Genomic DNA, 22,237 nt, shown 5'->3' on the forward strand with positions numbered 1-22,237 from the left:
ATTCACAGGATATATGCCCTAATAAAAAACCAAACCACCTATAAAAATGATTTGGTTTTGTCATAGAAATCCGCGAGACGAAACAAACAACGTTTTAACAACTATTGATCAGCCTGAGCGTAGTGGAAGGCTACTAAATAGACAAGGCAGCAATTAAAAAATCACTGCCTTGTCTCTATATTATTAACCCAATTAATTCAAGCTGAAGTTCACATTCTTAAACTTGCCTATCTCATTCATAAAATTATTATTAGGGTCGATTTTAATTGACTTAGAAGGAAGGTCAAGCACAATACGCTCAACAGCGTCTATCACGTTGAGTTTCAATTTACAGTTACCAGGATGCGCCTTGCAGAGGGTTTCCAGGTTATCAATAAACTCTAAAGTAAGTTCGTGCAATGGAAAAGTCAAGGTGACATTTTTGGCCATCTTTTCACGTATTTCTGAGAGTAACTGAATACTTTCTACCTTAAATTCCAGATTATCGGCCTGACCGAAACGTGGTTTAAAAGAGCCTTTCACAAACACACATAAACCCGATTGGAAGAAGTGTTTATTTTTCAGATAATCTTCTGAAAACATTATCATCCGATGACTACCTGAATAATCTTCGAAAGTAAAGCCTCCAAAAGGTTTACCGTGTTTTGTCAGACGTTCTTCGGCAGCAGTAATGATACCAGCAACCACCAATGTACCTGGTTTAGGTGTAGCCAAATCCGTAATCCTTGCATTACAGAAATTGTCAATTTCCAATTTATAGTCGTCTAAAGGGTGGCCGGAAATATACATTCCCACTACCTCTTTCTCAAAACTCAACTTTTGTAATAAACTCCATTCTTCTGAATCCGGCATTGGAGGCTCTGGAACATGAGCATCAGCCGTTCCTCCAAACAAAGAGTTTTGAGCACTATTCTGATTGGCCACAAAATCATTCCCAAACTTTACTAAACGTTCAATACCATTCAAGCGGTCCGAAACATTTACGCCAAAATATTGGGCACGGTGGTATTCATCATAACAATCAAAGGCACCTGAATACACTAAATTCTCCCACGATTTTTTATTAACCGCCCGCAGGTTTACTCGTTTGGCAAAATCGTAAATCGATGCATAAGGTCCGTTTTCTTTACGCTCCGAAACCAAACTTTCAATGGCTGCCTCACCCAAACCTTTAATCCCCGACAAGCCAAAGCGGATTTGGCCTTTCTTAGTTGCTGTAAAGTGGAGTGAACTTTCGTTTACATCAGGACCTAAAACAGGTACACCAATACGCTTACACTCTTCCATAAAGAAGGTGATCTTATCGATCTGACCCTTTGTATGGGTTAATACCGAAGCCATATATTCAGCGGGATAATGGGCTTTCAGATATGCAGTTTGATAAGCTACGAAAGCATAACAAGTAGAGTGAGATTTGTTGAATGCGTAGGACGCGAAGGCTTCCCAGTCGGTCCAGATTTTCTCTAATACTTTCGCATCATGACCTTTTTCTTTCGCATTTTCAATAAACTGAGGTTTCAGTTTATCCAGTGTTTTACGATCTTTTTTACCCATCGCTTTACGCAACACGTCGGCATCACCTTTGGTAAAGTTGGCCAGTTTCTGCGATAGCAACATCACCTGCTCCTGATACACGGTGATTCCGTAGGTATCGAACAGGTACTCTTCCATGTCGGCTAAGTCATACTCAACCGCTTTACGACCATGCTTACGCTCAATAAAATCTGGAATGTACTCGATAGGTCCCGGACGATACAGGGCGTTCATCGCAATTAAGTCTTCAAACTTATCCGGCACCAGGTCCTTTAAGTACTTCTGCATACCCGGACTCTCAAACTGGAATGTACCGTTGGTTTCACCCCGTTGATAAAGTTCAAAGGTTTGCTGATCATCCAATGGAATATAATCAATGTCGATCTCTACTCCATGATTCTCTTTTATCATCTTCAATGCGTCGCGAATGATAGTAAGGGTTTTCAGCCCCAAAAAGTCCATCTTAATTACGCCCGCATCTTCAATTACTTTTCCTTCATACTGTGTAACCAAAAGATCGGAATCTTTGGCAACGGCAACCGGAACGATATTGGTTAAATCTTCCGGAGCGATAATGATACCCGCTGCATGAATACCGGTTCCACGAATAGAGCCTTCAAGAATTAAAGCTTCCTTAATTACTTTGGAACGAAGATCTTTTCCTTCCCTTATCTCTCGAAGCTGCTTAACGTTCTCAATATCTTCCGGACCTAAACCTTCCTTATCCTTTAAAGATTTATCTCCATCAATAGGCGCATTCATCACCCTATCCAAAGAAATACCGGGCTTATCAGGCACCAGTTTCGCCATGGCATTTGAATCAGGTAATGGTAAATCCAAGGCGCGAGCAACGTCTTTAATCGACATTTTTGCTGCCATAGATCCATAAGTAATGATCTGTGCTACCTGATTTTTACCATACTTATCAACCACATAATCAATTACACGCTGGCGGCCCTCATCGTCAAAATCCGTATCAATATCGGGCATTGACTTACGGTCAGGATTCAAGAAACGCTCAAACAGGAGGTTGTATTTAATCGGGTCGATATTGGTGATACCGATACAATAAGCTACCGCTGAGCCCGCCGCCGAACCACGCCCCGGACCAATAAACACGCCCATATCGCGGCCGGCTTTAATAAAGTCGGATACAATAAGGAAGTATCCCGCAAACCCCATAGTACGGATAGTATGCAGCTCAAAATTGATACGTTCTTCTTTGTCGGCATCCAATGTATCTCCGTAACGAGCCCTGGCTCCTTCCCATGTAATGTGTTCCAGGTATTGCATCTGGTCAATAAAACCCGGTGGTATTGGGAAGTTTGGAAGCAGGATATCCTGCTTTAATTTAAGTAGATCAACCTTGTCAACAATTTCGTTGGTATTATCAATGGCTTCAGGAATATCATGAAACAAGGCGTTCATTTGAGCCTGTGTTTTGAAGAAGAACTGATCATTTGGGAAACCAAAACGGTAACCTTTACCGCCTTCTTCATCCGTTGCAATTGGTGTTGCCTGTATATCGCCGGTGTTGATACACAATAAAATATCGTGAGCGTTGGCATCTTCCTGATCCACATAGTGTGAATCGTTAGATGCAATAACTTTTACATTGTATTTTTTAGCAAAGCGAAGCAAAACTTCATTTACTTTCTCTTGCTCGGGTAAGTTGTGTCGCTGTAATTCGATGTAATAATCTTCACCAAAAATATCCAGCCACCATTTAAATTCCTTCTCCCCTGCTTCTTCACCCTCATTTAAAATGGCCTGTGGAACCGATGCTCCGATACAACAGGTGGTAGCAATTAACCCTTCGTGATATTGGAGGATCAATTCCTTATCAATACGTGGCCACTTGCTGTACAAACCCTCCATAAAACCATAAGAACAAAGTTTAGTAAGGTTTTTATAACCCTGTGCATTTTTTGCAAGAAACAGCTGATGGTAACGTTTATCTTTTTTCTCTTTGGTAAATTTCTTTTCGTGACGATCAGTCACCACATAAAACTCACAACCTACAATAGGTTTTACTTTATTGTCGTGCTTACCAGCTTCGGCCACAAACTTGAATACGCCAAACATATTACCGTGGTCGGTAATGGCAAGGGCTTTCATGCCATCATTAGCGGCTTTTTTATATAGTTTGGAAATATCCGCCGCTCCGTCGAGCAGGGAGAATTGAGTATGTACGTGGAGGTGACTGAATTCGGGCATTCTTTTTTATTTGCAGTTTTAATTAGTCCATAGACCATTGTCGATAGTCGATGAAATTAGATTAATGAACGTTAATGCTTAAAGCTCATTAGATATTAATTCACAGCTCTTTACAATCGTCTATTGACTATGGACCATGGTCTAAATAAGCGATTTCAAAGGTAAAGAAAAGCGGGAGTTATTAGAGAGGTGTTGAAAAGTGGGCTAAATTAAAGTTTCTCAAAAATCACATCTCCTTTAAAATTATTTAAACCTACAATTTGTTAAAATCCATGATGGAAAATCAATCAAAAACAATATTATCATTTTAATTTAAAAACAAATTGTCTCCTCCTTCATTATCCGCTTCTCTGATTTTAAATAACACAAACCTTAACCAACACTTTAATAATTCATTAATAAACATTAACTTAAATACATTAACTGCTTCTTATATTTTCTAACACCTTTTTAGATCATTGCTATTTCCGGCTTTTCGGAGAATCTTGTTTTTAACATCATCAACATGCCAAAACTTAAAATCGGAGTTATTGATTTGGTTAGTAAAGGACCAACAAACACACTTTGGGCCAGAATAATGCATGCAAACATGGCCAGTATAATGCCTCAGGTTGTGGCAACCTGGTGCGAACAGGATGGTCATGAAGTAAAACTGATTTGTTATACGGGAATGGAAGATTTGCGTAAAGAAATTCCGCAAGGGATTGATTTGGTATTTATTTGCGGATTTACCCAAGCTGCCTTGCTTGCGTATGCCCTGAGCAACTATTTCAGAAGTAAAGGGGTTGTAACCGTACTTGGAGGACCACACGCGCGTTGCTATCCCGATGATGCCGTTAAATACTTCGACTACGTAGTTGGTTTTGCACATAAATCAACAATAGCTGAAATCACCAATAATTGTACACCTCAACGACCAGAGGGAAAACACTTAACCGAAAAAGGACAACCGGGACATTTTCCGGGAGTAATTGAGCGTTGGAGGTTTATTGAAGAAACCTTAAAAAAGGCTCCTTTCCTTAAAATTGTACCAATGATCGGTAGTGTTGGCTGCCCTTATACCTGTTCATTTTGTATTGACGCGGAGGTGCCTTATCAACCGTTGGATGTAGAAACCATCAAAAAAGACCTGCGCTTTCTGCTAACTAAATTTAAAAAGCCACTAATTGTGTGGCACGACCCTAATTTTGGGATACGATTTGAACATTACATGAATGCGATAGCAAGTGTTGCACCACCTAAAAGCTTTCAATTTATTGCCGAAAGCAGCTTATCCATTCTCACCGAAGAACATTTGAAAGTGTTTCAGCAAAATGGATTTTTGGCCATGTTACCGGGCATTGAATCATGGTTTGAACTTGGCAATAAATCACGAACAGCCCATAATACTGGTATGGAAAAAATGATGCGCGTTTCGCAACATGTAAACACGATCTTTAAATACATACCATACCTGCAAACAAACTTTGTTTTGGGATTAGATTCTGACGAGGGATCAGACCCATTTGAAATCACCAAACAATTTGTCGATTTATCGCCCGCTGCTTTTCCAGGGTATTCATTGCTTTCGGCATTTGGAGAAGCGGCACCATTGAACCTTGAATATCAAAAAGAAAACCGTGTTTTACCGTTTCCATTTCATTTCCTGAATAATCACCTGGCAATGAATGTGAAGCCCAAAAACTATGAATGGGTTGATTTTTATGACAAAGTGATTGATCTAACTGAATATTCATTTTCACAAAAAGCAATTTTCCGGCGTTTCAATGGAACTCCAACCTTCACCTCAAAATGGATGAATTTTATGCGTGCTATTTCTTCCGAAGGTTGGGGACGTCTAAAATTTTATCGGCAGGTACGTAAAAATCTAATTGAAGACAGGGCTTTTAGAGATTATTTTGAAGGAGAAACACAACAACTCCCTGAATTTTATATCAATATTATTAAAAGAGACTTAGGAGATTGGTGGTCTTGGCTCCCTCAAGGCGCTATTTATCATGATCCAAATGCCTATTTACACAAATCATCTCAAAAAATACTAAGTCGCCTCAACCAGAATTAATTTATGCAATTTCACTTGGTCTTTTATTTCTGTAATTCAACTTTCTATAAATATTCACCACTTTATTGCACAGTATTGTTCAACAAATTCTTCCTAGTTCCTAAAATTTACCACTTTAAAAGGCATAAGAATCTTTTTCCTCCCCCGTGCAACATCCTCAATATTTTTTTGTCAAGCTAATGAAGCAGTAAAAACAATCTATGTTTTAGAAGGTCCGTAAAGCCTCGATTTTGTTACAATCTGCTCACCTTTAAGTAGCCTAACAATTATTAATATTGATTCATGAACAAAACTTTTCTGCTATTAATTTGTACACTTTTGACATTTAACGCTTACAGTCAAAAAAACGACTCAACGATTACCAAGAAGAAATACTTTACCAAATCAATAAATGGGAGTATCAATCTCGATGGTATTCCACAGGAAGAAGCCTGGAATGCTGTTGAATGGGGAAGTGATTTCACCCAATGGCAACCTAATGAAGGAAAATCTCCCTCTCAAAAAACCAGTTTCAAAATCCTTTATGATAATCAGTACCTATATATCGCTTATCGTTGCCAGGATTTAGCGCCTGACTCGATCATTAAGCGTATGGGAAGAAGAGATGAATTTCCGGGCGATTGGGTAGAAATTAATATAGACAGTTATCATGATTTACGCACGGCCTTTTCTTTTACTTTATCTGTATCTGGCGTTCGTAACGATGAGTTTGTTTCAGAGAATGGTAATAATTGGGATGCGAGCTGGAATCCAATTTGGTTTGCTAAAACCCATGTAGATGATCAGGGATGGACTGCCGAAGTTAAAATTCCTCTAAGTCAGCTGCGTTACGGTAATGAAACAGAAAAGGTTTGGGGCATACAGGTTATGCGCCGCATTTTCAGAAAAGAAGAGCGTTCTACCTGGCAGTATATTCCACAAAACTCCGGGGTTTGGGTAAGCAGTTTTGGGGAGCTGCATGGCCTTAAAAATATCCCAACCCATCGACAGGTTGAAATTGCCCCTTATCTTGTTGCCCAAGCCGACAAATACCAGGCAACTCCGGGAAACCCTTTCGCCACCGGATCAGACAAAAAACTGACCATGGGACTTGATGGAAAATTTGCCGTAACAAATGACCTAATTCTTGATTTTACGGTAAACCCTGATTTCGGACAAGTGGAAGCAGATCCTTCTCAGGTTCGGATCGATGGTTTTCAGAACTATTTCGAGGAACGCCGCCCATTCTTTATTGAAAGTCGAAACATATTTAATTACCAGCTTACCGGATCTGAGGCCGGAGGAGATTACGACTCTGATCTACTCTTCTACTCTCGTCGTATTGGGAGTTCACCACACAGCTATCCAACTACCGGAGCTGGGGAGTTTGCAGATGTTCCTTTAAACACTTCAATTCTGGGAGCAGCTAAATTTAGCGGTAAAACCCAAAAAGGATGGAGTATTGGCGTCCTCGAAAGTGTAACCCAACGCGAGATGGCCACCATTGATAATTTGGGGGTTAGACGAAGTGAATTAGTTGAACCTCTCACCAACTACTTTGTTGGAAGATTACAGAAAGACATAAATAGTGGCAATACAGTTTTAGGAGGTATTTTCACAGCAGTAAACCGAGGAGAGGGTCTGAATAACATGTTGACGAAAAATGCCTTTTCCGGCGGTTTTGATTTTCTTCATTACTGGAAAAAACGCACCTGGTACATAAGGGGAAATATGGTGTTTAGTCATTTAGAAGGAAGCAAAGAATCCGTTTTAGGTATTCAAACGGCATTCGAACACTTATTTCAAAGACAAGGAGCTCCAGAGGTTTCGGTGGATCCTGACCGCACATCGCTGACTGGTACAGGGGGTACTTTTCGCTTAGGTAAAATTGGAGGAAGACCAGGTAAGATGGGTCAGGTGTTTAAATTTGAAACCGGTGTTACCTTCCGTTCTCCCGAACTCGAATTAAATGATATTGGTTTCATGCTAACATCCAACGAAATCAATCATTTTACCTGGGCCGGATTACAATTTCAAAAACCATTTTCTATTTTCCGTACTGCAAGGATCAACTACAATCATTGGTCAAGGTGGGATTTTGGAGGTCAATTCCTTTACCAGGCTTTCAATACCAATTCTCATGCAACTTTCAAAAACAATTGGCAAACGGGTGTAGGCCTAACCTGGAATCCCTATGATGTTTCAAACAATACTTTACAGGGCACTTCATCATTACGCAAGCCGGCAGGTATAGGCCAAAACTGGTATGTTAACAGCGACTATCGTAAAAAAATATATACTAATTTTTATTTCAATAATTTCTGGGGATTTGAAAATACGGTTAAAGGAACTGATTTAGGTATGGCCTTAATCTTCCAGCCTTTAAATGCGCTTCAAATGAGTTTAGGAGTTGATTACTCTTACTACTGGCGTCGTCAAGATCAATTTGTAACCAATGCTAAAGTAGAAGGTCAAGACATAATCCGTTCAATTGTTAGCTCAGTAGACCAAAACACGCTTCGTTTTACAGGAAGAATGAATTTTAACATTACTCCGGATTTAACGCTTCAATACTATGCACAGCCTTACATTACCCGACCGATCTACAGTAACTTCGCTTACGTATCGGATCCATTGGCCAAGCATTATGACGATAGGTTCACGCCTTATACTACCAACCAAATAAGCGAAAGTGACGGGCGATATTTTATTGATGAGAAAGGAGACGGAACGATAAAGTATGATTTCGCTAAGCCTGACTTCAACTTTGTACAATTCCGGTCAAACTTAATTGCCCGTTGGGAATACAGACCTGGCTCGGAGTTATACTTGGTATGGTCGCAAGGAAGTACTTCTAGTTCAAATTATGAACTTGACACACCAATAATGGGTAGCTTGCTCGACAATGCGTTTACCGACCAAGGTCGCAATACATTCCTGATAAAGTGGACTTATCGATTTATCCGGTAAAAGTTCAACGAAAGAGGCTGTCTATAAAAGCTCTATTAACAACATTGTGTCATGTTTAGCGTAGTTGAAGTCATGTTGAGCCTCGAAGTCATGTTGAGCGAGTCGAAGTCATGTTGAGCGTAGTCGAAACACCCTTCTACTACGCTCAGAGTGACTAAATCAAATCTTTTTAGACAACCTCTTTTTCTTTAGCACTAAATTGTCTTACTAGTGGCGTCATTGTTAAAGTAACTCCTATTCTATTCCAGGCATTAATAATGATAATGGCCATAATAACCTGGGCCAATAGTTTTTCTCCCAAAATCTTTTCGGCACGTTGGTAAGTTGCATCAGAAACGCCTTTAGGCAATAAAGTCATCTCTTCTGTTAAAGCCAATATTGCCTGTTCTTCCTCGCTAAAAAACGGGGTTTCTCTCCAAGCGCTTAAAGTATAGAGGCGCTGCTCAGTTTCTCCTAAATGACGAGCGTCAAACGTATGCATATCCAAACAGTATGCGCATCCATTCATCTGCGATGCTCTTATTTTAATAAGCTCTTTATGCAGCGGGTTAATCTCTGTGGTTTTTAAATAGCTATCGAAAGCCAACATTGATTTGTAAGCAGCTGGTTCAACCTGATTAATGTTAATTCTGTTACTCATGACTTTTAATTTTTCAGATAATTGTTATTGTTTACAATTCAAAAGTCGTGAGTCCGCTGCTCAAAAAAATTAATCTAGTTTAAGAAATAACAAAACTATTAAGGGTGCTTAGCAAGTTGGTTTGCTTACCAAACCGACTTAATGCCAACAAGTTTCCTTTAGTGGATTTAGGGGTTCTTTTTCGCCCTTATTTTACTCAAAAACTCTGGTGTGATTCCCAAATAAGAAGCTAGCATATATTGAGGAATACGCTGAACGAAGGAAGGGAACAACTCGACGAAGTTGCGGTAACGCTGTTCTGAAGAAATGGTATGGATCCAGAGTATTCGTCGTTGCGCGGCCACAAAGTTCTTCTGAAGGATAATCCGGAAATAACGTTCAATCTTAGGTACTTCAATGTACAGACTTTCCAGTGAATTTTTTTCAATTACAATCACTTCTGATTCTTCAATTGCTTGAATAAAAAATTGTGAAGGGGTTTGATTTTCGAAGCTGTCAAAATCAGTCATCCACCAGTTTTCAATGCCGAATTGGGTAATTTGTTCTAGTCCGGTATTGGTAATTAGATAAACCCGCAAGCAACCTTTAACGACAAAATAGTTATAGCTGCATACCTGTCCTTCAGTTAAGAGGTTTTCCTTTTTCTTAACCTTCCGAAATGCAAACACCTCAAGTATCCGTTCTTTTTCAACAGCATTTAAAGAAACAAAACGTGAAAGATGATCTAAAAACGAACTGTATATATCAGGGGTAAGTGTGTTTAAGGTTTGCTTCATTAAATGTATTTTTCATCAATGAAGTTAAAACAATTCTTACATTTTTAACTTTATACCGATCCGTAATTACCTTTCACATTACAAATTAGAAAATGAGCATTCGAAAAGCCTACAACAGCTGGGCATCACAATACGATACGAATCAAAATAAAACCAGGGATTTAGAAGCTAAAAGCTTGCGAGAAACATTGGCCGATATTTCGTTTGATACCTGCCTCGAAATTGGTTGTGGCACCGGAAAAAACACTCAATGGTTAACAACAAAAGCTAAACACATTACGGCCGTGGACCTTTCTGAAGAGATGTTACAGCGCGCTAAAGAAAAAGTGAATGCAAACCGGGTTGAATTTATTCAAGCCGACATTCTGCAAGATTGGACCTTCGCTAAAGATTCATATGATTTAATAAGTTTTAGCCTGATACTAGAACATATTGAAAATCTCGATCCCATTTTCGCTAAAGCAGCAAATTGCTTGAAACCCGGAGGTCATGTCTATGTTGGCGAACTTCATCCTTTTAAGCAATACGCTGGCACCAAAGCCCGATTTGATACCGAAGAAGGACAACATATTGTTGAATGTTACACTCACAACATCTCAGAGTTTATTCAAACGGCAAAAAAGCATAGATTAACGTTAACACACCTGAATGAATATTTTGACAATAATGACAAAAACTTTATTCCAAGAATTTTAACACTGTTATTCGTTAAAAATTAAGCATAACATGAAACAAAAGCATACCTATCTGCTAATACTGCTACTTGCCTTGTTTTCATTTTCTAGTCAGGCACAAAACATACATTGTGAGGTTAGTGTCCATAATTTTTTCCTTAAAGATGAAGGTCGAAATCGATTGGTTCCAATTGTAATTTATGAAAATGAAAATACCACCGATACTGTAACCAAATCACCAGTTGCTATTATCAATCATGGCTATGGAGTGACAAATACCGCCTATTCATACATTGCCAATCACCTTGTTAAAAAAGGCTTTGTAGTAATTGGCATTCAGCATGATTTACCCGGAGATCCACCAATGGCCACTAGTGGTGATCTTTTCAAACTTCGAAAACCAGTTTGGGAAGAAGGTGTAAAAAACATGCTTTTTACACTAGAAAGCTTAAAGAAATTTGGCAACAACTGGAACTTTGAAAAATTGTTAATTATTGGTCATTCCAATGGCGGAGATATGGCCATGTTAATGGCTTCTGAACATCCTGAAATGATTTGGAAAGTGATTTCGTTGGATAATCGTCGAATGCCAATTCCGAGGGTAAAACAACCGCAAATTTTATCATTCCGATCAATTGATATGCCAGCCGACCCAGGTGTTTTACCTACAGATAAAGAACAAAAGGATTTAGGCATTCAAATCATTAGTCTTAAAAACACCAAGCACAATGACATGTGGGATGGTGGTACAAAAGAGCAAAAACAGGAAATTATTTCTTACATCGATTTTTTTTGCTTGCAGGCTAAGACGCATTAGCTATCTATTGATATTAAAAAATTTTAACTATAAAGAACATAATATGAAATAATGAAAAACAATTATATTGCTACCAACCTAATTCCATTATGAAAAGACATATTTTATTTACAATTGTTTCTCTCTTTTGTAATGTTCCTTTATTCGCTCAATTGACCAGTATCGAGCTAGATATTAAAAATGTAAAAAATGCGGAGGTTAAGGTCAGAGTCCCTGTAAACCAAAGTGCATTTGATGGGAACCAAAAACAAGTAAACTTAACGTCATCAGGCTATTTAAAAATCGAACTGAATGAGAACGAAACAGGCCCGCTAACAATTGAGGTACTGGGCAAAAAAGCACTCTTTTATACACAAAAAGGAGACAAAATAAAGCTGAGTATTGACACAGCCAACAAAACAATGCCTTTCAAATTTAACGGTAATAATGCTGCAGGCCAACAATTTTTGACGGAACGATTTTTACCCAAAGGTCGATACTTTAGCGTACCAATGTATGAAGGATATTATGCCTATATATTAGATAGTAACGCGGTTGATATGGAGAAAAAGATTAAAGAGAAACACCTTGCAGATTTACAAACCTCTCAAAAACTATATACTGAAAAGAAAATTGATTCGGTATTTTACAGTTATCTCAAAACATCATCAGATTACCTTTATGCCGGTATAACTGCAGAGGCAATAAGGAATCATTTAAGAAAATTTAGAGAACTAAAAGATCGTAATCTTCATTCTGGAAAGCTCCCTTCTGATTTTGAAGAACTTTGGAAAAGAACCTATCAGCAATACCCTCCTCAATCATTACTAGCAACACAAACAATCTGGATTAATGATTATTACTTTACTTATCTTAATTCATACAAATGCTTTTTGATGGAAAACAAAGGAGAAATACCGCCAATAAGCCATGAAAATGAAGACCTGATAAGAATTAGCGCCACAATTAAAACTGAATTTCCTTCTAAAACAGCGGAATTTGTTCATGCTCAATCTCTATATTCATTGGGTATAGAAAAACGTTTTCAATCGGCAATTATTCAATGGTTCGCTGATTTCAAACAACAATTTCCAAACAGCCGATATTCATCTTACATTCAACCATATGTAAATGATGCTGTTGCCTTTTCTGACAAAGCAAAGGCTAATTATACACCACAAGAAACAATCATTGAAAATTATAATCAAATTAATACCTTAAAAGAGCTTACTGATAAACTTAAAGGTCAAACCATTTTTATTGACACCTGGGCTACGTGGTGCCCTCCTTGTAAAGCACAATTCCAATATAATAAAGAACTAAAAACGTTTCTAAAGAAGAATAATGTTGCAATGATTTATATATCTATTGATGAAGATAAATACGATCAACGATGGAAGGAAATGATAAAATATTATGAACTTGAAGGCTTTCATGTTCGCGCAAATAAAGAATTAATGGCTAATCTTGACCAACTTATATGGGATGGGAAAAGATATATTGTACCTACCTATATCATTATTGACAAGCAGGGAAATATTGTTGAAAAAAACGCCTTATATCCAAGTCATAAAGCAGAACTATATGCTCAAATTGAGAAATATTTATAAGCATTAACATCGAAAAACAAAACGGAGACAGTGTCTCCGTTTTGTTTTTGCTATACACTCGGCGACTGTTCTCCATTCACAGTAATTTTTGAAGCCACTTGTTTCGCTCTTTCACGCACCACATCAGTTGAAGTAGTTTTATCAGCATAAGCCAAAGCAACTGCCATCCGGCGATATTGTTTAGTATAAGGCTTTCCGAAGATTTTAAAATCAGTTTCGCTAAATGCGGCGGCTTCTTTTAAACCATCGTATACAGGCTGACCTGCATTTTCGCTTGCAGCCAGCACTACATAGCTTGCCCCATTACGCTCTAAAGTAATTTCTGGTATCGGTAAACCTAAAACAGCCCGCGCATGCAATTCAAATTCTGAGAAGTTTTGGGTTCCCGCTAAAGTAACCATACCTGTGTCATGCGGACGAGGTGACAACTCTGAAAAATAAACACCTGCATCTGTTAAAAAAAACTCCACACCCCAAATACCGGCACCCTTCAAAGCTTTAGTAATTTTTGCGGCCATATCTTGTGCGCTTTGTAAATCGGCTTCACTGATTAGAGCAGGTTGCCAGCTCTCCATATAATCGCCGCGCTCCTGTCGATGACCAATGGCACTGCAAAATAGCGTGGGTCCGTTTTGTTGTGTAACTGCTAACAAGGTGATTTCAGAATTAAAACGGATAAATTCTTCAATGATCACTTCCTGCACTTTACCACGCCCTTGAGTCATTGCCGACTCCCAAGCCTTTTCAATATCATCAGCTGTACGTACTACCGATTGGCCTTTACCCGACGAAGACATGATCGGTTTCACCACACAAGGCAAGCCAATTTGATCAATAGCTTGTTTAAACTCTTCAAGAGTCGTGGCATAAAGGTAGTTAGCCGTTCTCAGGCCAAGTTCTTTTGCTGCCAAATCCCTGATCTGCTTACGATTCATAGTAAAGTTAGCAGCCTTGGCGCTAGGAACCACCTGAATTCCCTGGGTTTCATAATTATAAAACTGTTCGGTTCTAATAGCCTCCACCTCCGGAACAATAATATCGGGTTGGTGCTTTGCTACTATCCGATCTAATTCTGCTCCATCAAGCATATTGATTACCTCGCGTTCATCGGCTACTTGCATTGCCGGAGCGTGATTATAAGAATCAACTGCTACTACATATTGCCCCAGACGCTTTACTGCAATGACGAACTCTTTACCCAACTCACCAGAACCCAACAGCATTATTTTTTTATTCATGATTTTTGTTTTAATGGAAGCTCAAAGATAGAGGATTTAATTTTGAGCAAAATGAAAACCAAGCTAAATTGCACTACCTAAACTTTATGAATGATGCAAGCCGAAATTAATGAAAAGATTGCTTTAACCTGGTTTGAAGCCTTTAATGAACATAATTTGGAAAAACTATTATCGCTTTATGATGATGAAGCTATTCATTTTAGTCCCAAATTAAAAGCCCGAAGACCCGAAACACATGGATTTGTAACAGGCAAAGCTGCTTTGCACGAATGGTGGCACGATGCATTTGACCGTTTACCAACCTTGCATTATAAACCCACAACGCTAACGGCCAATGATGATCGCGTTTTTATGGAATATTTAAGATCTGTTGAAGGGGAGTTTGAAATGATGATCGCTGAAGTATTGGAGATTAAGGAGGGGAAAATCGTTGCTTCTCGAGTTTATCATGGTTGATACTATTATCCCTAATGCAGGGTTCCCCTGATTTTAACCTTTTTTAAACTTTTCTATCTCATCTACAAATTCAACAGCTTGCGATAAGGTTTTACCTCCAAAGCTTTCCATCACATGCTTCACCCATTTTATGTGCATATTTTTGTAGGTAAGTTTTTGGTACAAAAAAATGGAAGCAGCGACAAAAATTGCGACAATGCTTAGATTAATTATCCAAAATTGTATTCCCGCTTTTTGAAACAACTCTGTACTATACCAAAATGTGCAATAAAACGGTGTTTGCAAGATCAATATACGGCCCACACTCGATAAGGATATTTTTACTTCAGTAAGCTTCTGTTGGGTTTCGGTAATGCTTTCGGCGATATTAATGGAGTTGAGTATAGCAATATGCTTCATATAAACCACCACCGCGTAAATATTGAATAGAACAATTGCTCCTATAGATATTCTGAAGAAAATATTCGAAGTATGATAAACCAGAAAGCCTAAGAGCCATACCCATAAAATACCAAGTACAACATAAACAGCCTGGTTTCTTAAAAACGCCCTGATTTTCGATTCGGCCTTTTGGGTTTGAATCTCTTCGATCAGCCTTCTGTTTAATATTAATGTTTCCTCCAGCTTTCGGCTTTGTTGTTGCCATAAGCTTTTTAATTCTAACTCGTCCATCGCAATCAATTATTTACAAGTGAAAAACGTTGTTTTAATTTCTCTTTAATGCGACTAATCTTTGTAGCCACGTTAGTTTCGGTAATACCTAAAATTTCAGCCATTTCTTTATAACTGCTTTCTTCGAGGTACAAAATCATCAAAGCCTTATCCAGCTCCTTTAACTCATTAATAAACTGTTGCAACAATCCAATATTAGTTTCGAGGTCTTCTGATAAATTTTCCTCAGCAACTTCAATAAACTCCTCCATTAAAGGTAAACTCACATCTTTTCGTTTATTCTCCTTGCGATAAAAGGAGATAGCAGTATTCAATGCAACCCGATACATCCATGTGGACAGCTTATAATTATGATCATAGCGATCAAATGACCTCCACAACTGAATAATAATTTCCTGAACCAGATCTTTCCGATCCTCATTATTTTTGCAATAAGAATTGGCAACCTTGTAGATAAGTCCTTTGTTTTTTTCGAGCAGTAATAGAAACTCTTCCTTACTCATTATCATTTTCTATTTAAAAAGAGTTCTTGCACAGACCAATGAACTCTCTTTGGAGCAATTAAAACTCCCTTCAACATTAATTTGTTGCTCAATACTTCGTATCACAAAACTTATTTCAGTTTGCAACACCACTATTAATATAAGAACTGTCATTAAATTCTGTCTTCTTGCAATTTCCTTTTCCATAAAATAATCAGTTAAGTAAAATCTTTACCAATTATTAACTTGATGTGGCAAAAAATCACAGTTAAATTATTTTTTCCATCAAAACCACTACAAACTATAACCACTATGATTTCAACCACTTACCTCCATCAATAGACTCAACGAACGTAATGATGGCACTAATCGCGCGTTTTCGGTCGTTATACAAGTACATCCTACCTCAATGGCCTGTTGATTGTATTATTCAGCAGGTAATTTTCTAACATAAAAAATTGGTATATGAAAAAAGTAACAATGGCCGCAGCCATATTTTGCACCGCATTTTTATTTTCATGCGTAAGCAACAAAAAACTTAAACTGGTAAAAGCCGAAAAAGAGGATATAAACACACAATATCAACAGTTGCTTGCCAAACAGCAAGACTGTGAAAGCCAGCTAAGCAAAGCAAATACACAGGTTGAGAATTTAAATCAACAAATGGCTTATTTAAAAGAAAACAATACCGCGGCTTTAAAGCAGCTACAAGATTTATCGGTAATCTCGGCTTCTCAAGCCGAGAGCATCAAAAAATCGATGGAAAATATTGGAGCCAAGGATGTTTACATTCAGGATTTGCAGAAATCAATGGCGCGTAAAGATTCGCTGAATATGGCGCTGGTGATGAACCTAAAAGGTGCTATTGGTGATTTAAATGACAAAGACATCAATATTAAAGTAGATAAGGGCGTGGTTTATATTGATATTTCAGATAAGCTTTTGTTTAACAGCGGTAGTTACACGATAACTAACCAGGCGAAAGTTGTTTTAGGAAAAGTAGCTAAAGTATTACTTAATCAGCCAAATATTGAGTTTATGGTTGAAGGGCATACCGACAATAAACCAATTAAAAACAATTGTATAGAAGACAATTGGGATTTAAGTGTGAAACGCGCCACCGCTGTAGTAAGAGTATTGCAAAAAGATTACGGACTACCTGCTGAGCATATGACAGCAGCTGGTAGAAGTGAATTTATGCCAATTGCAGATAATAGCTCAGCCGACGGAAGGGCGACTAATCGTCGTACTCGTATTGTTATTTTACCACAACTCGACCAGTTCTTCAAATTACTAGAGAAACCTAAGCAATAATTTATAAATAACATAAGAGTGGTGCTATCATTATTGCCACTCTTAGTTATTAAGTCTATTTGCCGAATTTTTCTTCAAAACAAAACCTCTTCCTCGTTGTTCAATACTCAGTATAAATGTAATTTTAAAGCAGGGAGAATTATGGCGTTAATCTTGTAGATATTTTATTGATCCATAACGGATAACCATTTGATTTTTTATACTTTTGTATACAATTTTACAGATAGAACCATTAAAAACTTACTAATCAAAAATAAATAAGAGCGATCTTATCGTTGCAGTATATGATTACAGAGAATGATATTCTACGTCGGAATAAAAGAGTTGTAGATTTTTTTACCCGTTCAGGCTTTTCAATCAAATTATTAGGGGATCCAAATTGTCCGGCCATAATATATAATGATCTTTTTTGCCTTTCGTGCTATGTAAAAAACTTCGACCTGATTTTTACGGACAAACCAAAAGCCGGAGCCGAAATTTTCAGGGTTAAATTAGAAGCAGGAAGTTCTCTTGAGCGCTCTGAATTAATGGATGTGCTAGATCAAGCAGAACATCGTCGTGTTTTTAAAGTAAAAGTTTCTACAGTTGACCTGTTTCTATCAGGCTACAACTTTTTAGACAAAACAAAACCCGATACCCGATATCCGGTTTTTGCTAAACACGGAGCGAAACTGTATTTTGATGAAGATTATGCCCGCCAAATTTGCGAAGATTACAATGAATACGATTTGGTAGTGGTTTAATCCATTCCTAACTTTCGCATTTTCTGTATAAATCTTTTAAAGTATTAATCATTTATTTTAAATTGAATTTCGATTTGAAGTAAATTATTAATGCTTTATTAGTTTTCGCCCAACTCTTCTTACAAGTTTTGTTTCTGCTTAGCCGACACACCTTCAATTATTACTACCATGAACAAATAAATACAAACACATTAGAGCACAACTATTTATCCTCAGTTTGAAAAATCAATTGCATGAGTGCGTACAATTCGGGGTGATTTTGTTGGAAACGTTGAGGTTGTTCGAAGAAGTACTCTGCTGCAACAGCAAAAAACTCTGCGTCATTGGTTGCACCATAAGGATCAATATCCGATTGTCCCTTTTTTATATCCCTTATTCCTTCATGTATCAACTTTAACCATGGAATAGTGTATTGATGAGCAAGCAGGTTTTCAGGGATCCCATCCGTTTCACCATCTGATTTATCTAACAAATGAACAAACTCATGGATACCGGTATTTGATTTATCTGCATTATTTCTGAAACCTTGTCGCAAAGCTCTTTGTGAAAGAATCATTTGCCCGTTCATAAAACCGGTACCAACCATTCCAGCTATATTTCGCTTATCACTATCATATTGAAAGGATTCATTAAACGTATCGGGATACAAAAGTACATTGCTCAGGTTTTTATACGTCCAGCTATCAAAATAAAAAACCGGAATTACAGCACTCGCCGCTACCAATACCCTATCTTCATCTGTGATATTCAGTCCTACTCCTTCTATAGTCACCTCTGACAAAAACTGATTTACCTTTTCCTCAAATTGTTGCTTTTGATGAATTGATAATCGCTGATAAAACATCACTTCTTGTTCGAGAATTGTGGCTAAATTTGCAATAGAAGTTCTTACTGATGTTTTTTTATTCAAACCGAGGTAATTGCGTATAAGCCAAACCAAAACCGCAATCCCCAATAACCCTATAATTAGTTTCATTTTTATTAAAAGCTAAAACTCGATTTCGTTTCAATTAACCAACATTCTTTACTCGCAATTGTTGCCAGTAAAAATGCTGAATATACCATTAATCAATTATGTGAAAGATGAGAACAACAGGATTAACCTTGCTAACCATTGGCATTGCCATTTTAGCATTTAGCGCTTTCAGTATGATTTTTAAGGAAAAGGATTTTAAAATTGGAAGGGTTGAATTTGATGACCCCAACTATAAAGAAATTAGCTGGGTACCCGTGCTTGGAGGCCTTTTATTTGTCACAGGTAGTGTAGTATCAATTGTTTACAGAAAACAGGAAAAGATATAATTAGATTTAGGAAAAAGCATATCTTAAAATATCACTTATTTATTGCTAAAATTTTATAACCCTAGTCGTTTTTATTCGTTTAAGTACTAAACAGTACTAATCAAATCATACTCAAACCATATTACCAAACATGTTAAAAAAAATACTTATTACGTGTGCCATTGTAATTACGGTATTACTGGCAGCAGCCATTGCTGTGCCCTATTTTTTCAAAGATAGCATCGTCGCTAAAGTAAAAACATCGATCAACGAAAATGTTAACGCTAAAGTTGATTTTAAAGACTTCGATCTAACTTTGATTAGTTCCTTCCCTAATTTAGGTTTACAATTAAATAACCTTACCGTGATTGGAGTTGACAGTTTTGCTACCGACACGCTGGCTAACATTGAGCAACTCCAAATTGATGTTAACCTAATGAGTGTAATTAAGGGTGAAACTTTTGATATCCGTTCAGTTTCATTGGATAAGCCTTCGATTTATGCAAAAGTGCTCAAAAGCGGGAAAGCCAACTGGGACATTGCTAAACCGGGACCAGCAGAACCTACCCCATCACAGCCTACTACTTTTAAAGCTGCTTTAAAGAAATATAGTATCAATGAAGGTAAAGTAATCTACGACGATGCTTCTTTAGGGTTTTTCATGGAACTTGACAACCTTAATCACAGCGGCAAAGGTGATTTCACCCAGGATCTGTTCGTACTTGAAACCGAATCGTCTATTGAAAAATTAACGGTTAAATACGGAGGTATTCCTTATTTGAATAAAGTAAACCTCGATGCAAAACTTCCTATTGAGATGGACATGAAGCAAATGAAGTTTACCTTAAAAGAAAATGAAATTAAGTTAAACGAGCTGCTACTTTCGTTTGTGGGTAGTTTAGCCATGCCGGCAAACGGCGATATGGTAATCGACTTTAAATTCGATGCTCAGAAATCAGATTTAAAACATTTCCTTTCATTAATTCCGGCCATTTACGCAGCTAATTTCAAAGATCTTCAGGCTTCGGGTAAATTTGCCATGGATGGTTTTACCAAAGGTATTTATAACGAAAAATCATTACCAGCATTTAATCTTAACCTATTGGTTGAAAACGGTAAGATTAAATATCCTTCATTACCTTCTGCAATCAACAATATCCAGGTTAAAACCACTATCAATAACCCTGATGGAGTGATTGACCATACCGAAATTAAAGTCCCAGCTTTCCATATGGAATTTGGTAGCGCTCCAATTGACGGACAGTTGTTAGTTCAAAATCCTGTTTCTGACCCATACATTGATATGGCAATGAAAGGTAAATTGGATTTAAAACAACTGACTACCATTTTCCCGATGAAAGACATGCAATTAAGCGGTGTTTTAGATGCGGATTTAAAAGCCAATGGTCGTAAATCGTCAATTGACAAAGGCCAATATGAAAACTTTAAAGCAAGCGGACAAATGGCTTTAACGGCGTTTAACTACTCGGGTGCCAATGTTCCAAAACCGGTAAGCATTCCTTCAGCCAGCATGACCTTCAATCCTAAAAACATTACCTTAAGCAATTTATCGGCTAAAGTTGGTGCGAGTGATTTTCAGGCAAATGGAACAGTGAATAATTACATGGCCTATGTATTCAAGAAAGATCAGCCTTTACAAGGAACTTTCAATGTAACATCAAGCCTGATCAATGTTAATGAATTGATGGGTCCGGCAGCAGTTGAAACAAAAAATGATACTACTAAGCTGAGTGTTGTTGAAGTTCCTGGAAATATCGATTTCACCATGACAGCTAAAGTTGCCCGTGTGCTATATGATAACATGGACATACAAAATGCACGTGGTGCGATGATCGTTAAAGACAAAACGATTTTCTTCAAGGATATGTCGCTGAACATGCTGGACGGTTCGGTAACCATGAACGGTTCTTATGCAACCACCGATGCTAAAAAACCAAAAGTGGATATTGCTTTCGGAATTGATAAAATGAACATTCAAAAGGCCTTTGCAACGTTTAACACCGTTAAAATGCTGGCGCCGATTGCTAAATACACCAACGGTTCATTCTCAACTAACCTTAAATTCAATACGGATTTAAATCAGAACATGATGCCGGTTTATTCTTCGATCAATGCCGAAGGTATGACCAATATTATTCAGGCGATTGTTGAAGGCTTTGAACCGATGAATAAGCTTTCGATGGCTTTAAACACTGATAAGTTCAAGAAACTCGAAGTAAATAACCTGTTAGCCAAATTCCGAATTGAAGACGGCCGTTTAAAAGTTTCTCCTTTTGATATTAAGAAAGGCGATTTCCTGATGAATGTTCAGGGTTCAAACGGTATTGATCAATCAATGGATTACAAATTGGCATTAAATGTTCCTCGCAGTATGCTAGGCTCTCAGGCCAATGCAACTGTTAATTCATTGGTTTCACAGTTCAATAGTAAAACCGGAACGAATGTTTCTGTAGGCGAAACCGTTAAGGTAAATGCCATATTAGGCGGAAGTATTACCAAGCCAACTGTTAAACTACAGTTAGCAGGAGGTAGCGATGGCAAATCAGCTGCTCAAACTGTTTTAGCGCAGGCAATTGATCAAAAGAAAGCCGAAGCTGAAACTAAGGTAAAAGAAGAAGTGACTAAATTGAAAGAGCAAGCTACAGAGCAAGCCAAACAAAAGGTAGATACCGTTAAAAAACAAGCTACCGAAAAAGTAAAATCAGAAATTAAAAATAAACTTAAAGGCTTCTTTGGAAGTTAATAGAAACGAACCTTTTCTTTTAAAGACCAT

18 protein-coding genes are annotated in these 22,237 nt (G+C 37.7%); 10 read left to right on the forward strand and 8 right to left on the reverse strand.

Annotation, left to right across the window (positions count from 1 at the left end; genetic code table 11):
* Nucleotides 1-192: 192 nt before the first annotated feature.
* Nucleotides 193-3,750, reverse strand: a complete 3,558-nt coding sequence (gene dnaE / locus NF867_RS17580) for a DNA polymerase III subunit alpha (protein ID WP_252589708.1) — start codon at nt 3,748-3,750, stop codon at nt 193-195.
* A gap of 505 nt (nt 3,751-4,255) precedes the next feature.
* Between dnaE and NF867_RS17585 the strand changes: the two genes are divergently transcribed.
* Both NF867_RS17585 and NF867_RS17590 read left to right on the forward strand, forming a co-directional pair.
* Nucleotides 4,256-5,812, forward strand: a complete 1,557-nt coding sequence (locus NF867_RS17585; protein ID WP_252589709.1) for a B12-binding domain-containing radical SAM protein — start codon at nt 4,256-4,258, stop codon at nt 5,810-5,812.
* A 282-nt stretch (nt 5,813-6,094) separates the two neighbouring features.
* Entirely contained in the window at nt 6,095-8,761 is a 2,667-nt protein-coding gene (locus tag NF867_RS17590; RefSeq protein ID WP_252589710.1) for a DUF5916 domain-containing protein, read from the forward strand.
* Between the two features lie 169 nt (nt 8,762-8,930).
* Here NF867_RS17590 and NF867_RS17595 read toward each other — a convergent pair whose 3' ends face one another.
* A complete protein-coding gene (locus NF867_RS17595) occupies nt 8,931-9,401 on the reverse strand; it encodes a carboxymuconolactone decarboxylase family protein (RefSeq protein ID WP_252589711.1) in 471 nt (156 codons plus the stop codon).
* Nucleotides 9,402-9,568: 167 nt separating this feature from the next.
* The gene (locus NF867_RS17600; protein WP_252589712.1) at nt 9,569-10,177 is read right to left on the reverse strand and encodes a Crp/Fnr family transcriptional regulator; all 609 of its coding nucleotides are present in this window, start codon (nt 10,175-10,177) and stop codon (nt 9,569-9,571) included.
* Nucleotides 10,178-10,269: 92 nt separating this feature from the next.
* Between NF867_RS17600 and NF867_RS17605 the strand changes: the two genes are divergently transcribed.
* From NF867_RS17605 to NF867_RS17615, 3 genes are all read left to right on the forward strand, one after another.
* Nucleotides 10,270-10,896, forward strand: coding sequence for a class I SAM-dependent methyltransferase (locus NF867_RS17605; RefSeq protein WP_252589713.1), 627 nt, complete (start codon nt 10,270-10,272; stop codon nt 10,894-10,896).
* 7 nt (nt 10,897-10,903) lie between these two features.
* Entirely contained in the window at nt 10,904-11,668 is a 765-nt protein-coding gene (locus NF867_RS17610; protein WP_252589714.1) for a dienelactone hydrolase family protein, read from the forward strand.
* A gap of 89 nt (nt 11,669-11,757) precedes the next feature.
* Entirely contained in the window at nt 11,758-13,257 is a 1,500-nt protein-coding gene (locus NF867_RS17615) for a TlpA family protein disulfide reductase (protein ID WP_252589715.1), read from the forward strand.
* Nucleotides 13,258-13,307: 50 nt separating this feature from the next.
* Here the strand turns inward: NF867_RS17615 and purT are convergent, their stop codons facing one another.
* The gene (purT, locus tag NF867_RS17620) at nt 13,308-14,495 is read right to left on the reverse strand and encodes a formate-dependent phosphoribosylglycinamide formyltransferase (RefSeq protein WP_252589716.1); all 1,188 of its coding nucleotides are present in this window, start codon (nt 14,493-14,495) and stop codon (nt 13,308-13,310) included.
* A gap of 90 nt (nt 14,496-14,585) precedes the next feature.
* Here purT and NF867_RS17625 point away from each other — a divergent pair, with 90 nt between their 5' ends.
* Nucleotides 14,586-14,951, forward strand: coding sequence for a nuclear transport factor 2 family protein (locus NF867_RS17625; RefSeq protein ID WP_252589717.1), 366 nt, complete (start codon nt 14,586-14,588; stop codon nt 14,949-14,951).
* Between the two features lie 33 nt (nt 14,952-14,984).
* Here NF867_RS17625 and NF867_RS17630 read toward each other — a convergent pair whose 3' ends face one another.
* The 3 genes from NF867_RS17630 to NF867_RS17640 are packed head-to-tail and all read right to left on the reverse strand — an operon-like array spanning nt 14,985 to nt 16,312.
* Nucleotides 14,985-15,623, reverse strand: a complete 639-nt coding sequence (locus NF867_RS17630) for a hypothetical protein (protein ID WP_252589718.1) — start codon at nt 15,621-15,623, stop codon at nt 14,985-14,987.
* Nucleotides 15,624-15,628: 5 nt separating this feature from the next.
* Entirely contained in the window at nt 15,629-16,126 is a 498-nt protein-coding gene (locus NF867_RS17635; protein ID WP_252589719.1) for an RNA polymerase sigma factor, read from the reverse strand.
* 9 nt (nt 16,127-16,135) lie between these two features.
* The gene (locus NF867_RS17640) at nt 16,136-16,312 is read right to left on the reverse strand and encodes a hypothetical protein (RefSeq protein WP_252589720.1); all 177 of its coding nucleotides are present in this window, start codon (nt 16,310-16,312) and stop codon (nt 16,136-16,138) included.
* Nucleotides 16,313-16,570: 258 nt separating this feature from the next.
* On the opposite strand from NF867_RS17640, the gene NF867_RS17645 reads away from it, so the two are divergent.
* Nucleotides 16,571-17,419 (forward strand): OmpA/MotB family protein, encoded by an 849-nt coding sequence (locus tag NF867_RS17645; protein WP_252589721.1) that lies wholly within the window; start codon nt 16,571-16,573, stop codon nt 17,417-17,419.
* A 284-nt stretch (nt 17,420-17,703) separates the two neighbouring features.
* A complete protein-coding gene (locus NF867_RS17650) occupies nt 17,704-18,162 on the forward strand; it encodes a hypothetical protein (protein WP_252589722.1) in 459 nt (152 codons plus the stop codon).
* Nucleotides 18,163-18,364: 202 nt separating this feature from the next.
* On the opposite strand, the gene NF867_RS17655 is transcribed toward NF867_RS17650, so the two are convergent.
* Nucleotides 18,365-19,138 carry a M90 family metallopeptidase gene (locus NF867_RS17655; protein ID WP_252589723.1) on the reverse strand — a complete coding sequence of 258 codons (774 nt, stop codon included), beginning with the start codon at nt 19,136-19,138 and terminating at the stop codon, nt 18,365-18,367.
* A 107-nt stretch (nt 19,139-19,245) separates the two neighbouring features.
* On the opposite strand from NF867_RS17655, the gene NF867_RS17660 reads away from it, so the two are divergent.
* Nucleotides 19,246-19,464 (forward strand): hypothetical protein, encoded by a 219-nt coding sequence (locus tag NF867_RS17660; RefSeq protein ID WP_252589724.1) that lies wholly within the window; start codon nt 19,246-19,248, stop codon nt 19,462-19,464.
* Nucleotides 19,465-19,594: 130 nt separating this feature from the next.
* Complete coding sequence (locus NF867_RS17665; RefSeq protein WP_252589725.1) at nt 19,595-22,207, forward strand: AsmA-like C-terminal region-containing protein; 2,613 nt, start codon at nt 19,595-19,597, stop codon at nt 22,205-22,207.
* The last annotated feature ends 30 nt before the right edge of the window (nt 22,208-22,237 follow it).

Origin of the sequence: Solitalea agri, from assembly GCF_023914155.1 — a bacterium.
In the GTDB taxonomy this organism is placed as follows: Bacteria; Bacteroidota; Bacteroidia; order Sphingobacteriales; family Sphingobacteriaceae; genus Solitalea; species Solitalea agri.